Source organism: Flavobacterium sp. AC105, from assembly GCF_979258495.1.
Map to the genome: position 1 here is coordinate 5,119,361 of NZ_OZ409860.1, position 15,898 is coordinate 5,135,258.

General features: G+C 32.1%; 14 protein-coding genes. 9 read left to right on the forward strand and 5 right to left on the reverse strand.

Annotated elements, in window-relative coordinates; genetic code table 11:
* Positions 1–85: 85 nt before the first annotated feature.
* The 5 genes from ACZ0AH_RS21115 to xrtF all read right to left on the reverse strand — a co-directional run bounded on the left by ACZ0AH_RS21115 (position 86) and on the right by xrtF (position 3,991).
* Complete coding sequence (locus ACZ0AH_RS21115; protein ID WP_463477718.1) at positions 86–427, reverse strand: heavy-metal-associated domain-containing protein; 342 nt, start codon at positions 425–427, stop codon at positions 86–88.
* A 29-nt stretch (positions 428–456) separates the two neighbouring features.
* Positions 457–2,463: a TonB-dependent receptor plug domain-containing protein gene (locus ACZ0AH_RS21120; protein ID WP_463477719.1), complete on the reverse strand. Its 2,007-nt coding sequence runs from the start codon at positions 2,461–2,463 to the stop codon at positions 457–459.
* 111 nt (positions 2,464–2,574) lie between these two features.
* Positions 2,575–2,973, reverse strand: a complete 399-nt coding sequence (locus ACZ0AH_RS21125; RefSeq protein ID WP_463477720.1) for an HYC_CC_PP family protein — start codon at positions 2,971–2,973, stop codon at positions 2,575–2,577.
* Between the two features lie 45 nt (positions 2,974–3,018).
* A complete protein-coding gene (locus ACZ0AH_RS21130) occupies positions 3,019–3,465 on the reverse strand; it encodes an exosortase F system-associated membrane protein (protein ID WP_463477721.1) in 447 nt (148 codons plus the stop codon).
* A complete protein-coding gene (xrtF, locus tag ACZ0AH_RS21135) occupies positions 3,455–3,991 on the reverse strand; it encodes an exosortase family protein XrtF (protein ID WP_463477722.1) in 537 nt (178 codons plus the stop codon). Before xrtF ends, ACZ0AH_RS21130 begins: the two co-directional genes overlap by 11 nt.
* 71 nt (positions 3,992–4,062) lie before the next feature.
* Here xrtF and ACZ0AH_RS21140 point away from each other — a divergent pair, with 71 nt between their 5' ends.
* The 9 genes from ACZ0AH_RS21140 (at position 4,063) to ACZ0AH_RS21180 (ending at position 15,897) form a co-directional block, all read left to right on the forward strand.
* Positions 4,063–4,518 (forward strand): GAF domain-containing protein, encoded by a 456-nt coding sequence (locus ACZ0AH_RS21140; RefSeq protein ID WP_463477723.1) that lies wholly within the window; start codon positions 4,063–4,065, stop codon positions 4,516–4,518.
* Positions 4,519–4,682: 164 nt separating this feature from the next.
* Positions 4,683–4,949, forward strand: a complete 267-nt coding sequence (gene rpsO, locus ACZ0AH_RS21145) for a 30S ribosomal protein S15 (protein ID WP_029271792.1) — start codon at positions 4,683–4,685, stop codon at positions 4,947–4,949.
* 220 nt (positions 4,950–5,169) lie between these two features.
* On the forward strand, positions 5,170–7,305 hold the full coding sequence (locus ACZ0AH_RS21150) for a polyribonucleotide nucleotidyltransferase (RefSeq protein ID WP_463477724.1): 2,136 nt from the start codon (positions 5,170–5,172) through the stop codon (positions 7,303–7,305).
* A gap of 280 nt (positions 7,306–7,585) precedes the next feature.
* Positions 7,586–8,323, forward strand: coding sequence for a hypothetical protein (locus tag ACZ0AH_RS21155; RefSeq protein WP_463477725.1), 738 nt, complete (start codon positions 7,586–7,588; stop codon positions 8,321–8,323).
* A gap of 4 nt (positions 8,324–8,327) precedes the next feature.
* Complete coding sequence (locus tag ACZ0AH_RS21160; RefSeq protein WP_463477726.1) at positions 8,328–11,111, forward strand: TonB-dependent receptor; 2,784 nt, start codon at positions 8,328–8,330, stop codon at positions 11,109–11,111.
* A 4-nt stretch (positions 11,112–11,115) separates the two neighbouring features.
* On the forward strand, positions 11,116–12,342 hold the full coding sequence (locus ACZ0AH_RS21165; protein WP_463477727.1) for a DUF4249 domain-containing protein: 1,227 nt from the start codon (positions 11,116–11,118) through the stop codon (positions 12,340–12,342).
* Between the two features lie 16 nt (positions 12,343–12,358).
* On the forward strand, positions 12,359–13,549 hold the full coding sequence (locus ACZ0AH_RS21170) for a DUF4249 domain-containing protein (RefSeq protein WP_463477728.1): 1,191 nt from the start codon (positions 12,359–12,361) through the stop codon (positions 13,547–13,549).
* Positions 13,550–13,565: 16 nt separating this feature from the next.
* Entirely contained in the window at positions 13,566–15,350 is a 1,785-nt protein-coding gene (locus tag ACZ0AH_RS21175; protein ID WP_463477729.1) for a hypothetical protein, read from the forward strand.
* Positions 15,351–15,504: 154 nt separating this feature from the next.
* Complete coding sequence (locus ACZ0AH_RS21180; protein ID WP_463477730.1) at positions 15,505–15,897, forward strand: hypothetical protein; 393 nt, start codon at positions 15,505–15,507, stop codon at positions 15,895–15,897.
* The last annotated feature ends 1 nt before the right edge of the window (position 15,898 follow it).

The following is a 15,898-nucleotide window of genomic DNA, read 5'->3' on the forward strand; positions in this document are numbered from 1 at the left end:
TTTACTTTAACCACAATAAAATACGGTATTTTAAAGATAAATTAACTAATTGAAAAAGCCCGGGTACAAACCTGGACCCTTAATATTATTGTCTTTCATATTTGCAGCAAGAATGCAAATTATCATAATCCGCCTGTGCAGCTTTTTCTTCTTTGGTATCATGACCAACTTTCGCAATGGCTTTATTCAAATCTGCCGGAGACGATTTTTCTTCGTTTAAAATTACAGTAAGCTGGTGCGAACTAATATCCCAATTGGCGGTTTTTACACCGGGAACACTAAAAGCAGCTTTTTCAATACGCTTTTTACATTGTTCACAATTACCATTAACTTCTGTAGTATATTTTAAATTCTTATTTTTTTTAGTTTGTGCCTGTGCCGAAAATCCTAAAAATGTTACTAATGCAATTAAAATTATATTTTTCATTTTGAAATTATTTATTATTATTGAATTCTTTATTTTATTTTAAATCTTAATCCAGCATAATACATTTGCCCATAAATTGGAGCATATGCTATAGAGGCATCAAAATTAGGTCCAAAAGGATCATTTGCGCCTAAAATTGCCTTTTTCTGTTCATAGTTTCCAATGTTTTCTCCACCAATATACACTTCAAAAACCGGAGAAAAAACTCTTGTAACCTGAGCATTCATAAGAGCATATGAAGGCGAAAAATCCGGAAACTGATCTTCCGCAGGATTTGTAGCCGTGTAAGGCAATTGTTGTTTTCCTGACCAGTTAAAGGTATAATCAAACTTCCATTGTTTGTCATTATTTACTGTTGTTTCATATTCTAAATTTCCTAAAAAGCGATGTTTTGCCTGCAAAGGTCGTTCAAAAGTTCCTCTTAAATAATGGGTTTGAATGTCGTAATATTTATAGGCGGTTCTTAAATTTAAATTATGGATCAGCTCGTAATTAAACTCAAACTGAAAACTGTTTGCAAACGAACTTCCTTTCAAATTATAAAATAAAACTTCGTGCGGACTTTGCATTAAATCTACAACAGCCTGATTTTGAAAATCGGTTCGATAGAAATCAAATCCTGCATCAGCATTTTTATGGAAAAGTTTGAATTTCTGAGAAAAACTAATTCCGTAATTCCAGGCAATTTCAGGATTTAGTCCATAAATTTTTCCGTTATTGTCTAAAATCGAAAAAGTTCTGGAACTTGCAAAAAGCTGTTGGTTTTCGGCAAAAATATTAGCCGAACGTTTTCCTCTTCCTGCTGAAAAGCGAATAACGCCATCTTTCCACGGATTGTATCGCATGTGTAAACGAGGCGTTACAAAAAATCCTAACCGGTTATGATTATCAACCCTTCCGCCCAGAATCACACTAAAATTATCTGTATTATCATACGTATATTCAAAGAACGCTCCTACCGAATTATCAATTCTGCTATAATTATTCACATTTACAAATTCCTGATATTGATCGTAAGTAAAATTTAATCCGGTTGTAAATTTATGCATCGAATTATTGATAATCGAATTGAAAATTAAATTCGAATAAAAACTATTCTGCTTAATATCATATAGATTCAACCCAAAATAAGAGTTTTGGTTATGACTGTTAAAAGCATTCTGAAAACCAATACTCTGATACGGCATGTCTTTAAAAACGTAACCAATTTTGGTCGAAACATCAAAGCGTTCTGTGTTGATTTCTGAACCCCAATGGTTTGTGGTTCCGCGATCCCTGTCTTTATCAAAATCGACTTCTCCGGTTTGTTTTTTATCATTCATATATCTGAAATTGATAAAACTAACCAAGCCGCTTTCCGGATTATAATATTGATAACGATTCAGAATATTGATTTGTTTTCCTAACGGATTATCCAAAAATCCATCATTGTTCATATCGTTTTTTGCGACACGGGTATTTCCGTGAACAAACAAACTTGTCGCCCATTTATCAGACAATTTTTTATTGAAATGTGTATTTAATTCAAAACGCGAATCTGTAGAACCATAGACATTCAGGAAAAACGGAATATCGCTTAAAGGTTTTAAAAGTTCGGTATTTATCTGACCTGAAATACTTTCGTAACCGTTAATAACACTTCCAGCTCCTTTGGTAATCTGAACACTTTCGATCCAGGTTCCTGGCGTAAATGATAATCCGTAAGCCTGAGAAGCGCCACGAACCGAAGGAATATTTTCTTCGGTAATCATTAAATACGGACTTGTTAAACCCAACATTTTTACTTGTTTGGTTCCTGTTAATGCGTCTGAAAAATTGACGTCGATTGAAGGATTTGTTTCAAAACTTTCTGCCAGATTACAACAAGCTGCTTTTAGCAATTCTTTGCTCGTAACGAGCGTTGTATTAGACGTTAGCGTATAGGATTTTTTAATTCCTTTTTGCTTTTTAGTGATTTTTACTTCTTCTAAATCTTCTTGCGAAAAGACCGATACAGAAAGTAAAAACACAACAAAAAGCATTATATTTTTTTGCATAAAAAATGATTTTAATGTTGATTAGATGAATTGCTTTTGAAAATTTCTGAATAAGAAACTATCAAATAGCAGCATACAAGCCATGAAGTGACTTGATTCTAAACATTAAAATCAGGAATAAAAAATATATTGGTTATACAATTTAAATAAAGGGGGCGCATTCGCATCTGAATAATACGAAGTAATCTGATTGCTTTTGAAATTTGGAATCGATAAAAAAGCAATTGATTTATATTCCTGAATTACAGCCGGAAAAGCAAACTGAAAAAAGAAAAACTTAAGCGTAGCATTATCTGATTTTTTCTCAAACTTAACTACTTTGTCTTTGCAGCAAGATGATTTTTTTTCGGATGCACCGCAACATTTCTTTTCAGGAGATGCAGAAATTGAAGTATTTAAAGAAACAGAAGCTATTTTATCTCCGCAATAATGCACATCAAAAGCAAACCCAATGTTGGAAACCAACAATAGGAACGCTAAAAACAGTCCGGTGCATTTCTTTAAACTCATAATGCAAAATTATTTAAAAAGACTTTAGAAAGATGTAATGAAATGTTATTTTTTCAAATTTTGCTGCTGATAATAAAATGCCGGAATAAACAGCAAGACAAATAAGGGCTGAATTATAAATCTTCGGACATAAAAAAGAAGCCAGCTTCCGTCAGGGAAATATTCAAGAATTATAAAAAACATTCCGAAAAGGATCACTAAAAAAAATCCGTATAAAAAAACACTAAATTTCAAAATTTCGATATCCTGAAACAAAACGTAAATAAGGCTTAATGACAAAATAGTATTTAAAAAATATCGAAAGAAAAGCCCAATAAAAAGCTGAGAAACTTGTACTTGAGGAAATGGCAGGTTTTTAAAATCCTTCTCAAAATAATCTAAAAACGGATCATAAAAAAGCGTGTTTTCTAAAGCTCTTATGATTCCGAAACACAATACTATGATAATTGCGATTAGAATTTTAAACTTATTCTCTTTTAAACTATTTAGCATATTTCGAGAATTTATTTATCCAGACAATCCATAAAACAAAAACAGATCCATAGATAATTAATGGAAAAAGAACGCCATGCAAAAAATGTTCATTTTCAGGAAAACGAGATAAAAGAACAATTAATACTGCGATTCTGATAACATTTAAAATATAAATGAACAAAATCCCAAACAAAATAAAAAATACGGTTGTTTTGAATTTTCCAGAAAAAGCAACCACGAAAGAAGCAAACAAAATAATGACACTAACAGCATTGCAGCCTTCGATAATTCGAACAATGCGTTTATTATTATACCAAACTTTTAGATAAGAACTCAATGAATCTGGTTCTACCTTAATATTACAATGAAACAAATGCATTAATTGTTCGACATTTCGTCCAACAATTTTTGTAATTCCGTCAACATCATTTGCATTAAAACTGTTTAAATAGAGTTTATAAATGAATGTCAGCAGAATATAAGCAGCAAAAAAAGTGCTTATAAAAATAAGAAAAGGTTTAAATTGTATTAAATATTTTTTCAACAGAATTTTTTTTCAAATTTATGTATTTTTTGAGATTAGCTTTAAATACTTTTGTATTAAAATTTTATATTATGACATTTCAGGAATTACAACCAAAAGTAAGCGCTATTATAGCTGATAACAATACAGTTAGAAACGAAAAATTATTAGCAATCTGCCAATTATTAAATGAAAATGTAGAATATTACAACTGGGTTGGTTTTTATTTTGCCAATCATGAAAATAAAACCTTACATCTTGGTCCTTACGTAGGAGCAGAAACAGATCATACTGTGATTCCTTTTGGAAAAGGAATCTGCGGACAAGTTGCTGAAAGCAATGCAAATTTTGTAGTGCCGGATGTTGCAGCCCAGGACAATTATATTGCCTGTTCTTTTACTGTAAAGTCTGAAATCGTTGTTCCTTTATTTGTTAACGGCCAAAATATTGGTCAAATTGATATTGACAGCCATGTTATTGATCCTTTTACTGAGGCTGATGAAAGATTTTTAGAATTTGTAAATCAAGAAGTTGCTAAATTATTTTAAAAAAATCAAGATTTAAGCACATCTATAAAGAAGGATTTTCGTCTGAATTGCTAAATCTTTAATTTTTTCAATCTTTAAATTTATTTTTTCGAAAAAAAAGTATTATTTTTGCACCGTCTTACAAAAGATGTACGACTACATAAAAATCATTAAATAATATTGGAATGTATTTAACTAAAGAAAAGAAAGAAGAGATTTTCGCACAACACGGTAGTGCTACAAACACTGGAAGTGCAGAAGGTCAGATTGCATTGTTCACTTACAGAATTTCACACTTAACTGAGCACTTGAAAAAAAATCGTCACGATTACAACACAGAGCGTTCACTTGTACTATTAGTAGGTAAAAGAAGAGCTTTGTTGGATTACTTGAAAAAGAAAGAGATCAACAGATATCGTGAGATTATCAAAGTATTGAATATCAGAAAATAATCAATATAGGAAAGAGGTGCGAAAGTGCCTCTTTTTTTATTTTAAATTAAAAATCAGATTTTTAGATTTTTAACTTAACAAACGCATAAATATTGATTTTTGAAATTGATATTGACATTAAAAAAAGTTTGGTTTTTCATTGGGTTTTAGATTAACAACAACTACACACAACAACTACAACACAACTAAAACCCATTGTATAACCAATAAGGAAAAATTTATGATTCCACAATTATTTGTAGAAAAAATCGATTTAGGTGATGGCAGAAGCATCACAATCGAGACAGGACGTTTAGCCAAACAAGCTGATGGTTCTGTAGTAGTAAGAATGGGCGACACGATGATACTTGCAACAGCAGTATCTGCACGTAGCGCTAACCCAGCGGTAGACTTTTTACCATTAACGGTAGATTACCGCGAAAAATTTGCAGCAGCTGGTCGTTTCCCAGGAGGTTTCTTCAAAAGAGAAGCACGTCCTAGCGATAGCGAAGTATTAACAATGAGATTAGTAGACCGTGTTTTACGTCCGCTTTTCCCAGATGATTATCATGCTGAAACTCAAGTTATGATTCAGTTAATGTCTCATGATGAAGAAGTTATGCCAGATGCATTAGCTGGTTTAGCTGCATCTGCAGCATTGGCAGTTTCAGATATTCCTTTTTACAACTTGATTTCTGAAGTTCGTGTTGCACGTATCGACGGAAAATTTGTAATTAACCCAAGCAGAACAGAATTAGAAAAATCAGACATCGACATGATGATTGGAGCTTCTTTGGATTCAGTTGCAATGGTTGAAGGAGAAATGAAAGAAATTTCAGAAGCTGAAATGGTTGAGGCAATTAAATTTGCTCACGAAGCTATTAAAGTTCAAATTCAGGCGCAATTACGCTTGCAGGCTGCTTTTGGTAAAAAAGAAATTCGTACTTACGAAGGTGAGAAAGAAAACGAAGAAATTTACAAAAAAGTAAAAGCTGCAGCTTACGATAAAATTTATGCTATTGCAAAAGTTGGTTCGGCTAAACACGAAAGAACTGCTGCATTCGCTGAAGTAAAAGAAGAAGTAAAAGCTTTATTTACAGAAGAAGAATTAGCTGCTGACGGAGATTTAGTTTCTAAATATTTCTACAAAACAAACAAAGAAGCTGTTCGTAATGTAGTATTAGAATTAGGTGTTCGTTTAGATGGTAGAAAAACTACAGATATCAGACCAATCTGGTGTGAAATTGATTATTTACCAAGAGTTCACGGTTCTTCATTGTTTACACGTGGAGAAACTCAGGCTTTAGCAACAGTAACTCTAGGAACTTCAAGAGAAGCAAACCAAATCGATTCTCCATCTGAACAAGGAGAAGAGAAATTCTATTTACACTATAACTTCCCTCCTTTTTCAACTGGTGAAGCAAAACCGCTAAGAGGAACTTCAAGAAGAGAAGTTGGTCACGGTAACCTGGCTCAAAGAGCTTTGAAAAACATGATTCCTGCTGATTGCCCTTATACAATTCGTATTGTTTCTGAAGTTTTAGAATCTAACGGTTCTTCTTCGATGGCAACAGTTTGTGCCGGAACAATGGCTTTGATGGATGCAGGGGTTCAAATGGTAAAACCAGTTTCTGGAATTGCTATGGGATTGATTACTGACGGAGAGAAATTTGCTGTATTGTCAGATATTTTAGGTGATGAAGATCATTTAGGAGACATGGACTTTAAAGTAACGGGAACTGCTGACGGTATCACGGCTTGCCAGATGGATATCAAAATTGACGGTTTACGTTATGATATTATGGAACAAGCTTTAGGACAAGCACGTGAAGGTCGTTTACACATTTTAGGTAAATTAACTGAAACTATCGCTGCACCAAGAGCTGACGTAAAAGCACACGCACCAAAAATCATTACCAGAACTATTCCTGGAAACTTTATTGGAGCATTAATTGGACCTGGTGGAAAAGTAATTCAGGAATTACAAAAAGCTACAGGAACAACTATTGTGATCAACGAAGTAAACGAAGAAGGTGTTATCGAAATCTTAGGTACAGATCCTGCCGGAATTGAAGCAGTATTGGCTAAAATTAAGTCAATCACTTTCAAACCACAAATGGGAGAAGCTTATGAAGTTAAAGTAATTAAAATGTTAGATTTTGGAGCTGTTGTAGAATATACTGCTGCACCAGGAAATGAAGTTTTATTACACGTTTCTGAATTAGCATGGGAACGCACTGAAAATGTTGCTGATGTTGTAAACATGGGCGATGTATTTGAAGTGAAATACTTAGGAGTAGATCCTAAAACTAAAAAAGAAAAAGTGTCAAGAAAAGCACTTTTGCAAAGACCTCCGCGTGAGGACAAAAAAGAGTAATCAGATCTTAGTTTACTAAAGGTTTATTCATAGAAAACCCCAATTCATGTATTTGAATTGGGGTTTTTCGTTTTTAGTTGTTTTCTCAACTAAACAGCAGCATTTTTAATTTATCAATATATTCGTTTAGGAAAAAGGTCAATTTATTTAACAAAATGAGGTTTCCCGTAATAAAACCTGGCATTTTTATTGCTTTTTAACACTTGTTGATTGTTTTTTGATATATTTTTTTAATACTTTTGGAATTCGCCAAAACCAGAAACATAAAACCACGATTCCTTTGAAAAATTATCAAAAAAAAACTATTTATCTTTTGATATTTAGTGTCTTCTTAAACATTTCCTATATCCATTGTCAATCTAATGAAAAATCCTCATTATACGATCTTTTTGATAATGCAGTAGGAAAAGATAATCTCAATATTAATAACGGTGTTGTTCATAGCGAACCTTTTCGGCCAATAGCCAACAAAAACAGGTATTATGTTGACGAATTCAGCATTGGTGATTTAAGTTTTGAAGGCGAAATGTATTCAAATGTCAATCTTAAATATGACATTTATGATGATCAGGTTATTTACAAACAAAATGGCGAATCAGAGAATCTTCCAATTACACTAATCAAAGACAAGGTTGATTTTTTTATTATTAAGAATAAAAAATTTGTCAATCTAAAAGCTGAATCCATAAAATATCCAAACCTTATAAATGGTATTTACGAAGAAGGTTTTAATGGCAGCGAAGTCTCTTTTTATGTTAAACATCGAAAAGAAAAAATAAAAGTATTTCAAACAGACGGAGTTTACTACAACTTTATTTACAACACTGATTTCTTTATAAAATATAATAATTTTTTCTATAAAGTAGAATCAGAAAAAGATGTAAAGAAAATCTTCCCATCGATAAAAAAAGAAATCAGCAACTATTACAGCACGGATAAAAAGTTAGAACGATCAGATAAAAAGCAGTTCATGGAAAATCTAACGAAACAAATAAATGGTCTTTTAAAAAAGTTCTAATTAAATGAAAAAAATTACGCTCATACTATTATTGCTGGCTTTTCAGCAAACTATATACGCTCAGGTAATCAGTGACAAAGTTTCGGTAGAATTCAAAAATGCTAATCTAAAAACCGTTATTCAAAACATAGAGCAAGTTTCTTATTATAAATTCTATTTTGATGAAAAATGGCTGGCAAATGACAGTACGGTTATCAACAAACAATTTAAAGAAGTTCGTATTGGCGAAGTTCTGGATGATGTTTTTCAGAACACTAGTTTCAATTTTTTTATTGCCGATAATAAAATCATTTTAACCAACAACAGCATTATATACAATGAATTACCAGATGATTATTTTGGCGTTCCATTAGAAAGAAATGAAAACGGAGAAATGGTAACTCCGGTTTTTTATCAGCAGTATGATTCATTAAAAAAATCAAACTCCAGAAATCCCAATAAAAATATTCGCGATGTTGTGCTTATTGGTAAAGAAGTAAAAAATCAAAAAAAGAAAACATACACACTTTCAGGCTTTATAAGAGGCGGAAAAAACAGACAAGGAGTTGCTAATGTATTGGTAAAAATTCCGAATACTGAATTTACTGCTACAACTGATAAAAACGGATTTTATAAATTACAAGTTCCTGCAGGAATGAGTACAATTGAAACCGAAACTTTCTCATACGAAAAAGTGACCAAAAATATAATGGTTTACAATGACGGTTCCTTAAACTTTAATGTAATCGATAATGTAAATCAGCTTGACGAAGTTTTAGTTAAAACAAACAGAAACAAAACGGCAAAATCTGCCATTACCGGAGTTACAACAATTGATACAGAAGGAATTAAAAACGTTCCTTTAGTTTTAGGGGAACGCGATATCCTTAAAGTAGCTTTGACTTTGCCGGGTATAAAAACCGCTGGTGAAGGTTCTTCAGGATATAATGTAAGAGGTGGAAAAGAGGATCAAAATTTATTTTTATTAGATCATGCTGTTTTATATAATCCATCGCACTTTTTCGGTTTTTTTACAGCTTTGAATCCTTACACAACCAAAAAAGTTGATATCTATAAAGGAAGTATTCCTGCTGAATTTGGCGGAAGATTATCTTCTGTTTTTGATATTACGTCTAAAACCGGAAGCTTTGACAAGTTTGAAGGCGAAGGCGGAATTGGACCTGCAACAAGCAACTTAATGCTTTCAACTCCTGTTGTTAAAGGAAAATCGAGCTTAGTAGTTGGAGGAAGAGCAAGTTATTCTGATTGGATTTTAAAAAGCCTTGATGATGAAAATTTAAAAAATAGCCAGGCTTCCTTTTATGATTTGATTTTAAGATACAATCATAAAATAAACAAGAATAATGATATCGAATCTACATTTTATTACAGCCATGATAAATTTAGTGTTTCATCAGATTCATTATACAAATACAGCAATAGATTAGGTACATTAAAATGGAATCATACTTTTAATGAAAAGAATAAAGGATCTCTGATTTTAACCAATAGCGAATATAAGTTTAATATTGATTATCAATCGCCCGGAATAAACTCATTCGATTTTGGATATAAAATTAATGAGACGCAACTGGCTGCAAAAATGACTTATTTATACAACGAGAAACATAAAATCAGCTATGGTATTTCCAGTAAATTATACGGTATAAATCCCGGATATTTAAAACCTGAAAATCCTCAATCTACTTTAATTCCTATTGAAATAGAAAAAGAAAGAGGTCTGGAATCTGCTATTTATGTTGGTGATAATTATAAAATCAGTGATAAATTTTTGCTTGATTTTGGATTGAGATATTCTTCATTTGCTGCGCTAGGACCATCTGATCAAAGAATTTACGAAGATAATCTTCCTATAAGTGATGCAACTGTTACGGAAACAAAAACATACAAAAACAATGAAGTCATCAAAAGATATGGCGGATTAGAACCAAGACTTGCTGCCCGATATTTTATAACTGATGATTTTTCGGTTCGTGCAAGTTATGACAAAACCTATCAATACATTCATTTACTGTCAAATAACACGACGCAATCGCCTACAGATATCTGGAAACTTTCGGATTTAAATGTAAAACCGGAAAGTGCACAACAAGTTTCATTAGGACTTTATAAAAACTTAAATGATGACGAACTGGAACTTAGTTTAGAAGGATATTACAAAAGATCAAAAAATATTTTAGATTATAAAGTTGGTGCTGAATTGCTTTTAAAAGAAAACATCGAAACTGAACTTTTACAAGGCGAAGGAAAAGCTTATGGTATCGAGGTATTATTAAAAAAACAAGTTGGCAGACTTAACGGATGGTTAGGCTATACGTATTCAAGATCATTAATAAAACTAAACAGTCAATTTAATGAGGAAAAAGTAAATGACGGAAAGTATTTTGCTTCTAACTTTGACAAACCTCATGATTTTAGTGCAGTTTTAAACTATAGATTTACAAAACGTTACAGTTTTTCGAGTAACTTTATCTATCAAACAGGAAGGCCAATTACCTACCCTATTGGGACTTACGAATACGGAAACGCACAATACACTGTTTATAGCGATCGTAATAAATTTAGAATTCCGGATTATTTCAGACTGGATATTGGTTTTAATATTGAAGGAAATCATAAGATTAAAAAATTAGCGCATAGTTTCTGGAATATTTCTGTTTATAATGTTTTAGGTAGAAATAATCCTTATTCAGTATTTTTTGTAACAGACAAAGGAGAAATTAAAGCATATAAAACGTCAATTTTTTCTATTCCAATTCCGAGTATTACTTATAATTTCAAATTTTAAGATTATGAGAAGTATCAAGTACAAAATCTTAGGTTTTCTTATTCTGGCGCTTGTTTTAACAGGATGTACGGAGCAATATGCTTTTAAAAGTACCGATTTTGAAAGTGCCCTTGTTGTGGAAGGAACTATTACAAATGAAGTTAAAAATCAAACCATACGAGTTTCTCAGGTTTATGAACTGGATCAAACCGGACCTAAATATGAAAAAGGTGCGAATGTTTTTATTACGGATGACAAAGGAAATGAATATCAATTTGAAGAGAAAGATACTGTTTATGCCTCTCTTACTCAGTTTAGAGCTGAACCCGGAGTAAAATATCAGTTAAAGATAAAAACAAAAGATGGTAAAAATTATACCTCTGATGAGCAGACTTTAACCACAGAAACTAAAATTGATAATGTAACTGCAACCGTTGAAACTGTAAATGGCGAGAGAGGAGTTCAGATAAATGTAAACAGTTACGACCCTACTAATACTTCAAAATATTACAGATACGAATATGCTGAAACGTATAAAATTATTGCTCCGGTTTGGGATTACAGAGAAACTATTGTAGTTACTATTCCGGCTGTTCCGGCAAATCCTGCTAATGGAACACCAGCATCTGATGCAAAGGATGTTATTGAGATACGACCAAGAACAATGGAAACCAAAACCTGTTATTCAAGCAAAAATTCTGAAGCAATTATACTAAACAGCACAAACAGCAGCAGCGAAGATCGTGTTCACTTTCCGGTGCGTTTTATTAGCGACCAGAACTATATTATATCTCATCGATATACAATTTTTGTAAAACAATATGTTCAAAATTTAGCGGCCTATACGTATTATAAAACCTTAAGGGATTTATCATCTTCCGGAAATGTTCTTTCACCGAAACAACCGGGTTTCTTTTATGGAAATATGAAATCTGTAGAAAATCCTACCGAAAAAGTGATTGGTTTTTTTGAAGTTTCTGCCGCTTCTTCAGAAAGAATTTATTTTAATTACGCCGACTTATTTCCAAATGAAAAATTGCCGCCCTATTATGAAAGAGATTGTGAAATTAAAGACTATGTAGATTGTGATGGCGATCCGCCTTGTCAGGGCGCAATCCTTCGTTCTCTTATCAGATCTTATTCGAGAGTTCATGTTTCGAACAGCGGCAATACTTATTTTATGGTAAAATCGCCATGCGGAGATTGTACTACTTTTTCATCTAATATCGTTCCTCCTTTTTGGGTAGAATAATTTCTTTTTTAAATTTATGAAATACAATATTAAATATAAACTCTTAACTTTTCTTTTTCTGGCACTTGTCTTAACAGGATGTACAGAACAATATGCATTTAAAAATACTGATTTTGAAAGCGCTCTTGTTGTTGAAGGAACAATTACAAACGAAGTAAAAAATCAAACCATACGAATTTCTCAGGTTTATCAGCTAGACGAAACCGGACCAAAATTTGAAAAAGGAGCAAATGTTTTTGTTTCAGATAATCAGGGAAATGAATATCAATTTGAAGAAAAAGACACTATTTATGCTTCTCTTACTCCATTTAAAGCTGAACCTGGAAGAAAATATCAATTAAAAATCAAAACAAAAGAAGGTAAAAACTATATTTCTGATGAGCAAGTTTTAACTACAGAAACCAAAATTGATAATGTAACGGCAACAGTCGAAAATGTTAACGGCCAAAGAGGTGTTCAAATAAATGTAAACAGCTACGACCCAACCAATACTTCAAAATATTACAGGTACGAATATGCTGAAACGTATAAAATTATAGCGCCAATGTGGGATTCCAGGGAAACTATCGTAATTAATGATCCTGATATTATAGTACGCCCAAGAACTATGGAAACCAAAACCTGTTATTCGACTAAAAATTCTGAAGATATTATACTCAACAGTACAAACAGCAATAGTGAAGACCGCGTTCACTTTCCGGTGCGTTTTATAAGTGACCAGAACTATATTATATCGCACCGTTATTCGATTTTCGTGAAACAATATGTTCAAAATTTGGCTGCCTATACGTATTATAAAACATTAAGGGATTTATCATCTACAGGAAGTGTTCTTTCGCCAAAACAACCGGGTTTTTTTTATGGAAATATAAAATCTGTTGAAAATCCTACCGAAAAAGTAATCGGTTTTTTTGAAGTTTCTGCCGCTTCTTCAGAAAGAATTTATTTTAATTATGCTGATTTATTTCCAAACGAACCGCTTCCGCCATATTATGAAAGCAACTGTTCTATTCAGGAATTTAAGAATTGCGACGATCCTGAAAATCCGGAATGTAAAGGAGCAATCCTGCGTTCGCGTATTCGCTCGTATACTTTAGTGCACTTTTCGTCAAGCTTCAGTTCAAATATTTATTATATGGTAAATTCTCCTTGCGGGGATTGCACCTCTTTTTCGTCTAATATCGTTCCTCCTTTTTGGGTAGATTAATTCTCTTTAAAAATTTATGATACAATCTTCAACATATAATCCGACCAGCATTTTAGACAGAATTAAGCAACTTCTGATTTTAACGCTTTTGTTGACAAATAGTTTATTTGTTTGTGCGCAGCAAAAAAATCAGAATTTAAACACATCAATACAGGAAACGATTTTTCTGCATTCAAATACAACCACTTTTTTAACTGGAGAAACATTATATTATAAATTGTATTGTTTAAACCCAATTAATAATACACCTAGTTTGATTAGCAAAATAGCGTATATCGAACTTGTTGACAATGAAAAAAACTCGCTTCAAAAAAACAAAATATATCTTGAAAAAGGAATTGGAGCCGGAGAATATTTTATACCAACTACCTTAAAAACGGGTAATTATAAAGTAATTGCTTATACAAAATGGATGCTGAATAATCCTAAATCACAAACCAGTGTAATTGATATTTTTATCATTAATCCGTTTCAGACTCAGGAACCAAACGAAAATGTAACATTCGATCTTACGGCAAAAAGCACCGCTTCGGCAGATCAAAATTTGGTGACTTCAAGTTCAGTTAATGAAAAAAGAGTGGATTTTGATTTTGATAAGGAAAGTTATTATACACGAGAAAAAGCAAATCTTAAGATAAAATCGCTTACAGGAACAATTCAAAAAGGGAATTATTCTGTTTCTATCAGAAAAACAGATCAAATTCCTGCTTTAAAACAAGTAACTCCAGAAGAATTTGCAAAAAAAACAGCCAATAATTATACGAATTACGAGCCAGCTTCTATTACATATATCCCTGAATTAAGATCAGAATTAATTACCGGCACAATTACATCTAAAAATAATCTTCCTGTGAATGATAAATCAATTTCACTTTCTTTACCGGGAAAAGAATTTGTATTAAAAATAGTTAAAACAAATGCCCAGGGAAAATTTGCCTTTTTAATGGATAAGTTTCCGAATTTTTCTAATGCTATTGTACAGGTTTTAGACGATAAAAGTTCTGATTATACGATTGTTTTCGATGCGTTTCCAAAATTTGATACTTCGGGATTACAATTTACATCCAAACTTAATTTAACGCCGGATCTTAAAAAGGATATCGAAGACCGTTCAACAGCAAGTCAGATTCAGAATGCTTATTATCAAATTAAAAAAGACAGTTTAGTAACAGAAGCTGTAATAAGCCCGTTTTTTAATACGATCGAAAAAACATATGTTCTTGATGATTATACACGTTTTCCAACCTTAAAAGAAAATATTGTAGAAGTTATAATTGAACTTTATTACCGTCGCGAAAATGGAAAATATAAACTACGTGTTCGAAACGATCACAAAGATTTAGAAATGTACGGACCGCCATTGGTTCTTGTTGACGGACTATTGATACAAGACCCAAGTGATCTTTTTGATTATAATATGGGCAATGTTGATAAAGTGAGCCTTATCAACGAACCTTATGTTTATGGTCCGAATTTATATGGCGGAATGATTAGTTTTGAAACTAAAAACAGTGATTTTGCCACTAATTATGCCAAAAAATATTTGAAAACAATGGAAATTCAAAGGCCAAATCCTGAGAAAATCTATAATAATCCTGATTATGCTGCCGGAAACAATTTGCAGAGAATTCCTGATTACAGATATCAATTGTTATGGAAACCAAATCTTAAATTAGACCAAAAAGAAGATACTATTTCTTTCTATACATCAGATATAAAAGGAAATTTTGAAGTTGTTCTGGAAGGCTTTACAGAAGAAGGAAAACCGGTTTATGTTACAAAAACTATCACTGTTAAGTAAAAAACATATTCTTCTAAGGGTTTAGAACTTGAGAATTTGGTATAATGATAATTAGAGTTAATAAGAAAAACTAAAGGTATTTTACACTTTATTGAAAGAAAAAAAATACCTTTAGCCTACCAAAAATAAAAATATTAACCCTAAAAACCCTATCATGGACTTTAACGTTATCCAAATTACAAAAATTAATACTGTAGATTTTGAGTTCACAGACAAAACTAATATTACTTTCCCGGTTCCTCCTTTAGGTTCAGCAAAATTCTTCGTAAATCATGGAGTACGTACATTAAAAATCTGTGCTACTTTGTACATTAATTCTAAAGATTCACAAAATCCGATAGTTGGAACATTAACAGAACACGGAGATCTTGCCGAAATTTATTTTGACTATAACTGGGATAATGACACTCCAGAATCTTATGATGTTTGGTATGTTGAAGCTGATTATGCTTCTGATACTGTTCAGGATGTTACTACTGTTATGTGCTATTTAAGAAATATTGATCCTGAGACATCTAGAGGGACTAAGCTAGATGTAACCCCATAAA

Excerpts from the sequence above, each read along its gene's own strand:
- ACZ0AH_RS21115 (WP_463477718.1), bottom strand. The coding sequence starts at position 427 with ATGAAAAATATAATTTTAATTGCATTAGTAACATTTTTAGGATTTTCG.
- ACZ0AH_RS21120 (WP_463477719.1), bottom strand. The coding sequence starts at position 2,463 with ATGCAAAAAAATATAATGCTTTTTGTTGTGTTTTTACTTTCTGTATCG.
- ACZ0AH_RS21125 (WP_463477720.1), bottom strand. The coding sequence starts at position 2,973 with ATGAGTTTAAAGAAATGCACCGGACTGTTTTTAGCGTTCCTATTGTTG.
- ACZ0AH_RS21130 (WP_463477721.1), bottom strand. The coding sequence starts at position 3,465 with ATGCTAAATAGTTTAAAAGAGAATAAGTTTAAAATTCTAATCGCAATT.
- ACZ0AH_RS21140 (WP_463477723.1), top strand. The coding sequence starts at position 4,063 with ATGACATTTCAGGAATTACAACCAAAAGTAAGCGCTATTATAGCTGAT.
- rpsO (WP_029271792.1), top strand. The coding sequence starts at position 4,683 with ATGTATTTAACTAAAGAAAAGAAAGAAGAGATTTTCGCACAACACGGT.
- ACZ0AH_RS21150 (WP_463477724.1), top strand. The coding sequence starts at position 5,170 with ATGATTCCACAATTATTTGTAGAAAAAATCGATTTAGGTGATGGCAGA.
- ACZ0AH_RS21160 (WP_463477726.1), top strand. The coding sequence starts at position 8,328 with ATGAAAAAAATTACGCTCATACTATTATTGCTGGCTTTTCAGCAAACT.
- ACZ0AH_RS21165 (WP_463477727.1), top strand. The coding sequence starts at position 11,116 with ATGAGAAGTATCAAGTACAAAATCTTAGGTTTTCTTATTCTGGCGCTT.
- ACZ0AH_RS21170 (WP_463477728.1), top strand. The coding sequence starts at position 12,359 with ATGAAATACAATATTAAATATAAACTCTTAACTTTTCTTTTTCTGGCA.
- ACZ0AH_RS21175 (WP_463477729.1), top strand. The coding sequence starts at position 13,566 with ATGATACAATCTTCAACATATAATCCGACCAGCATTTTAGACAGAATT.
- ACZ0AH_RS21180 (WP_463477730.1), top strand. The coding sequence starts at position 15,505 with ATGGACTTTAACGTTATCCAAATTACAAAAATTAATACTGTAGATTTT.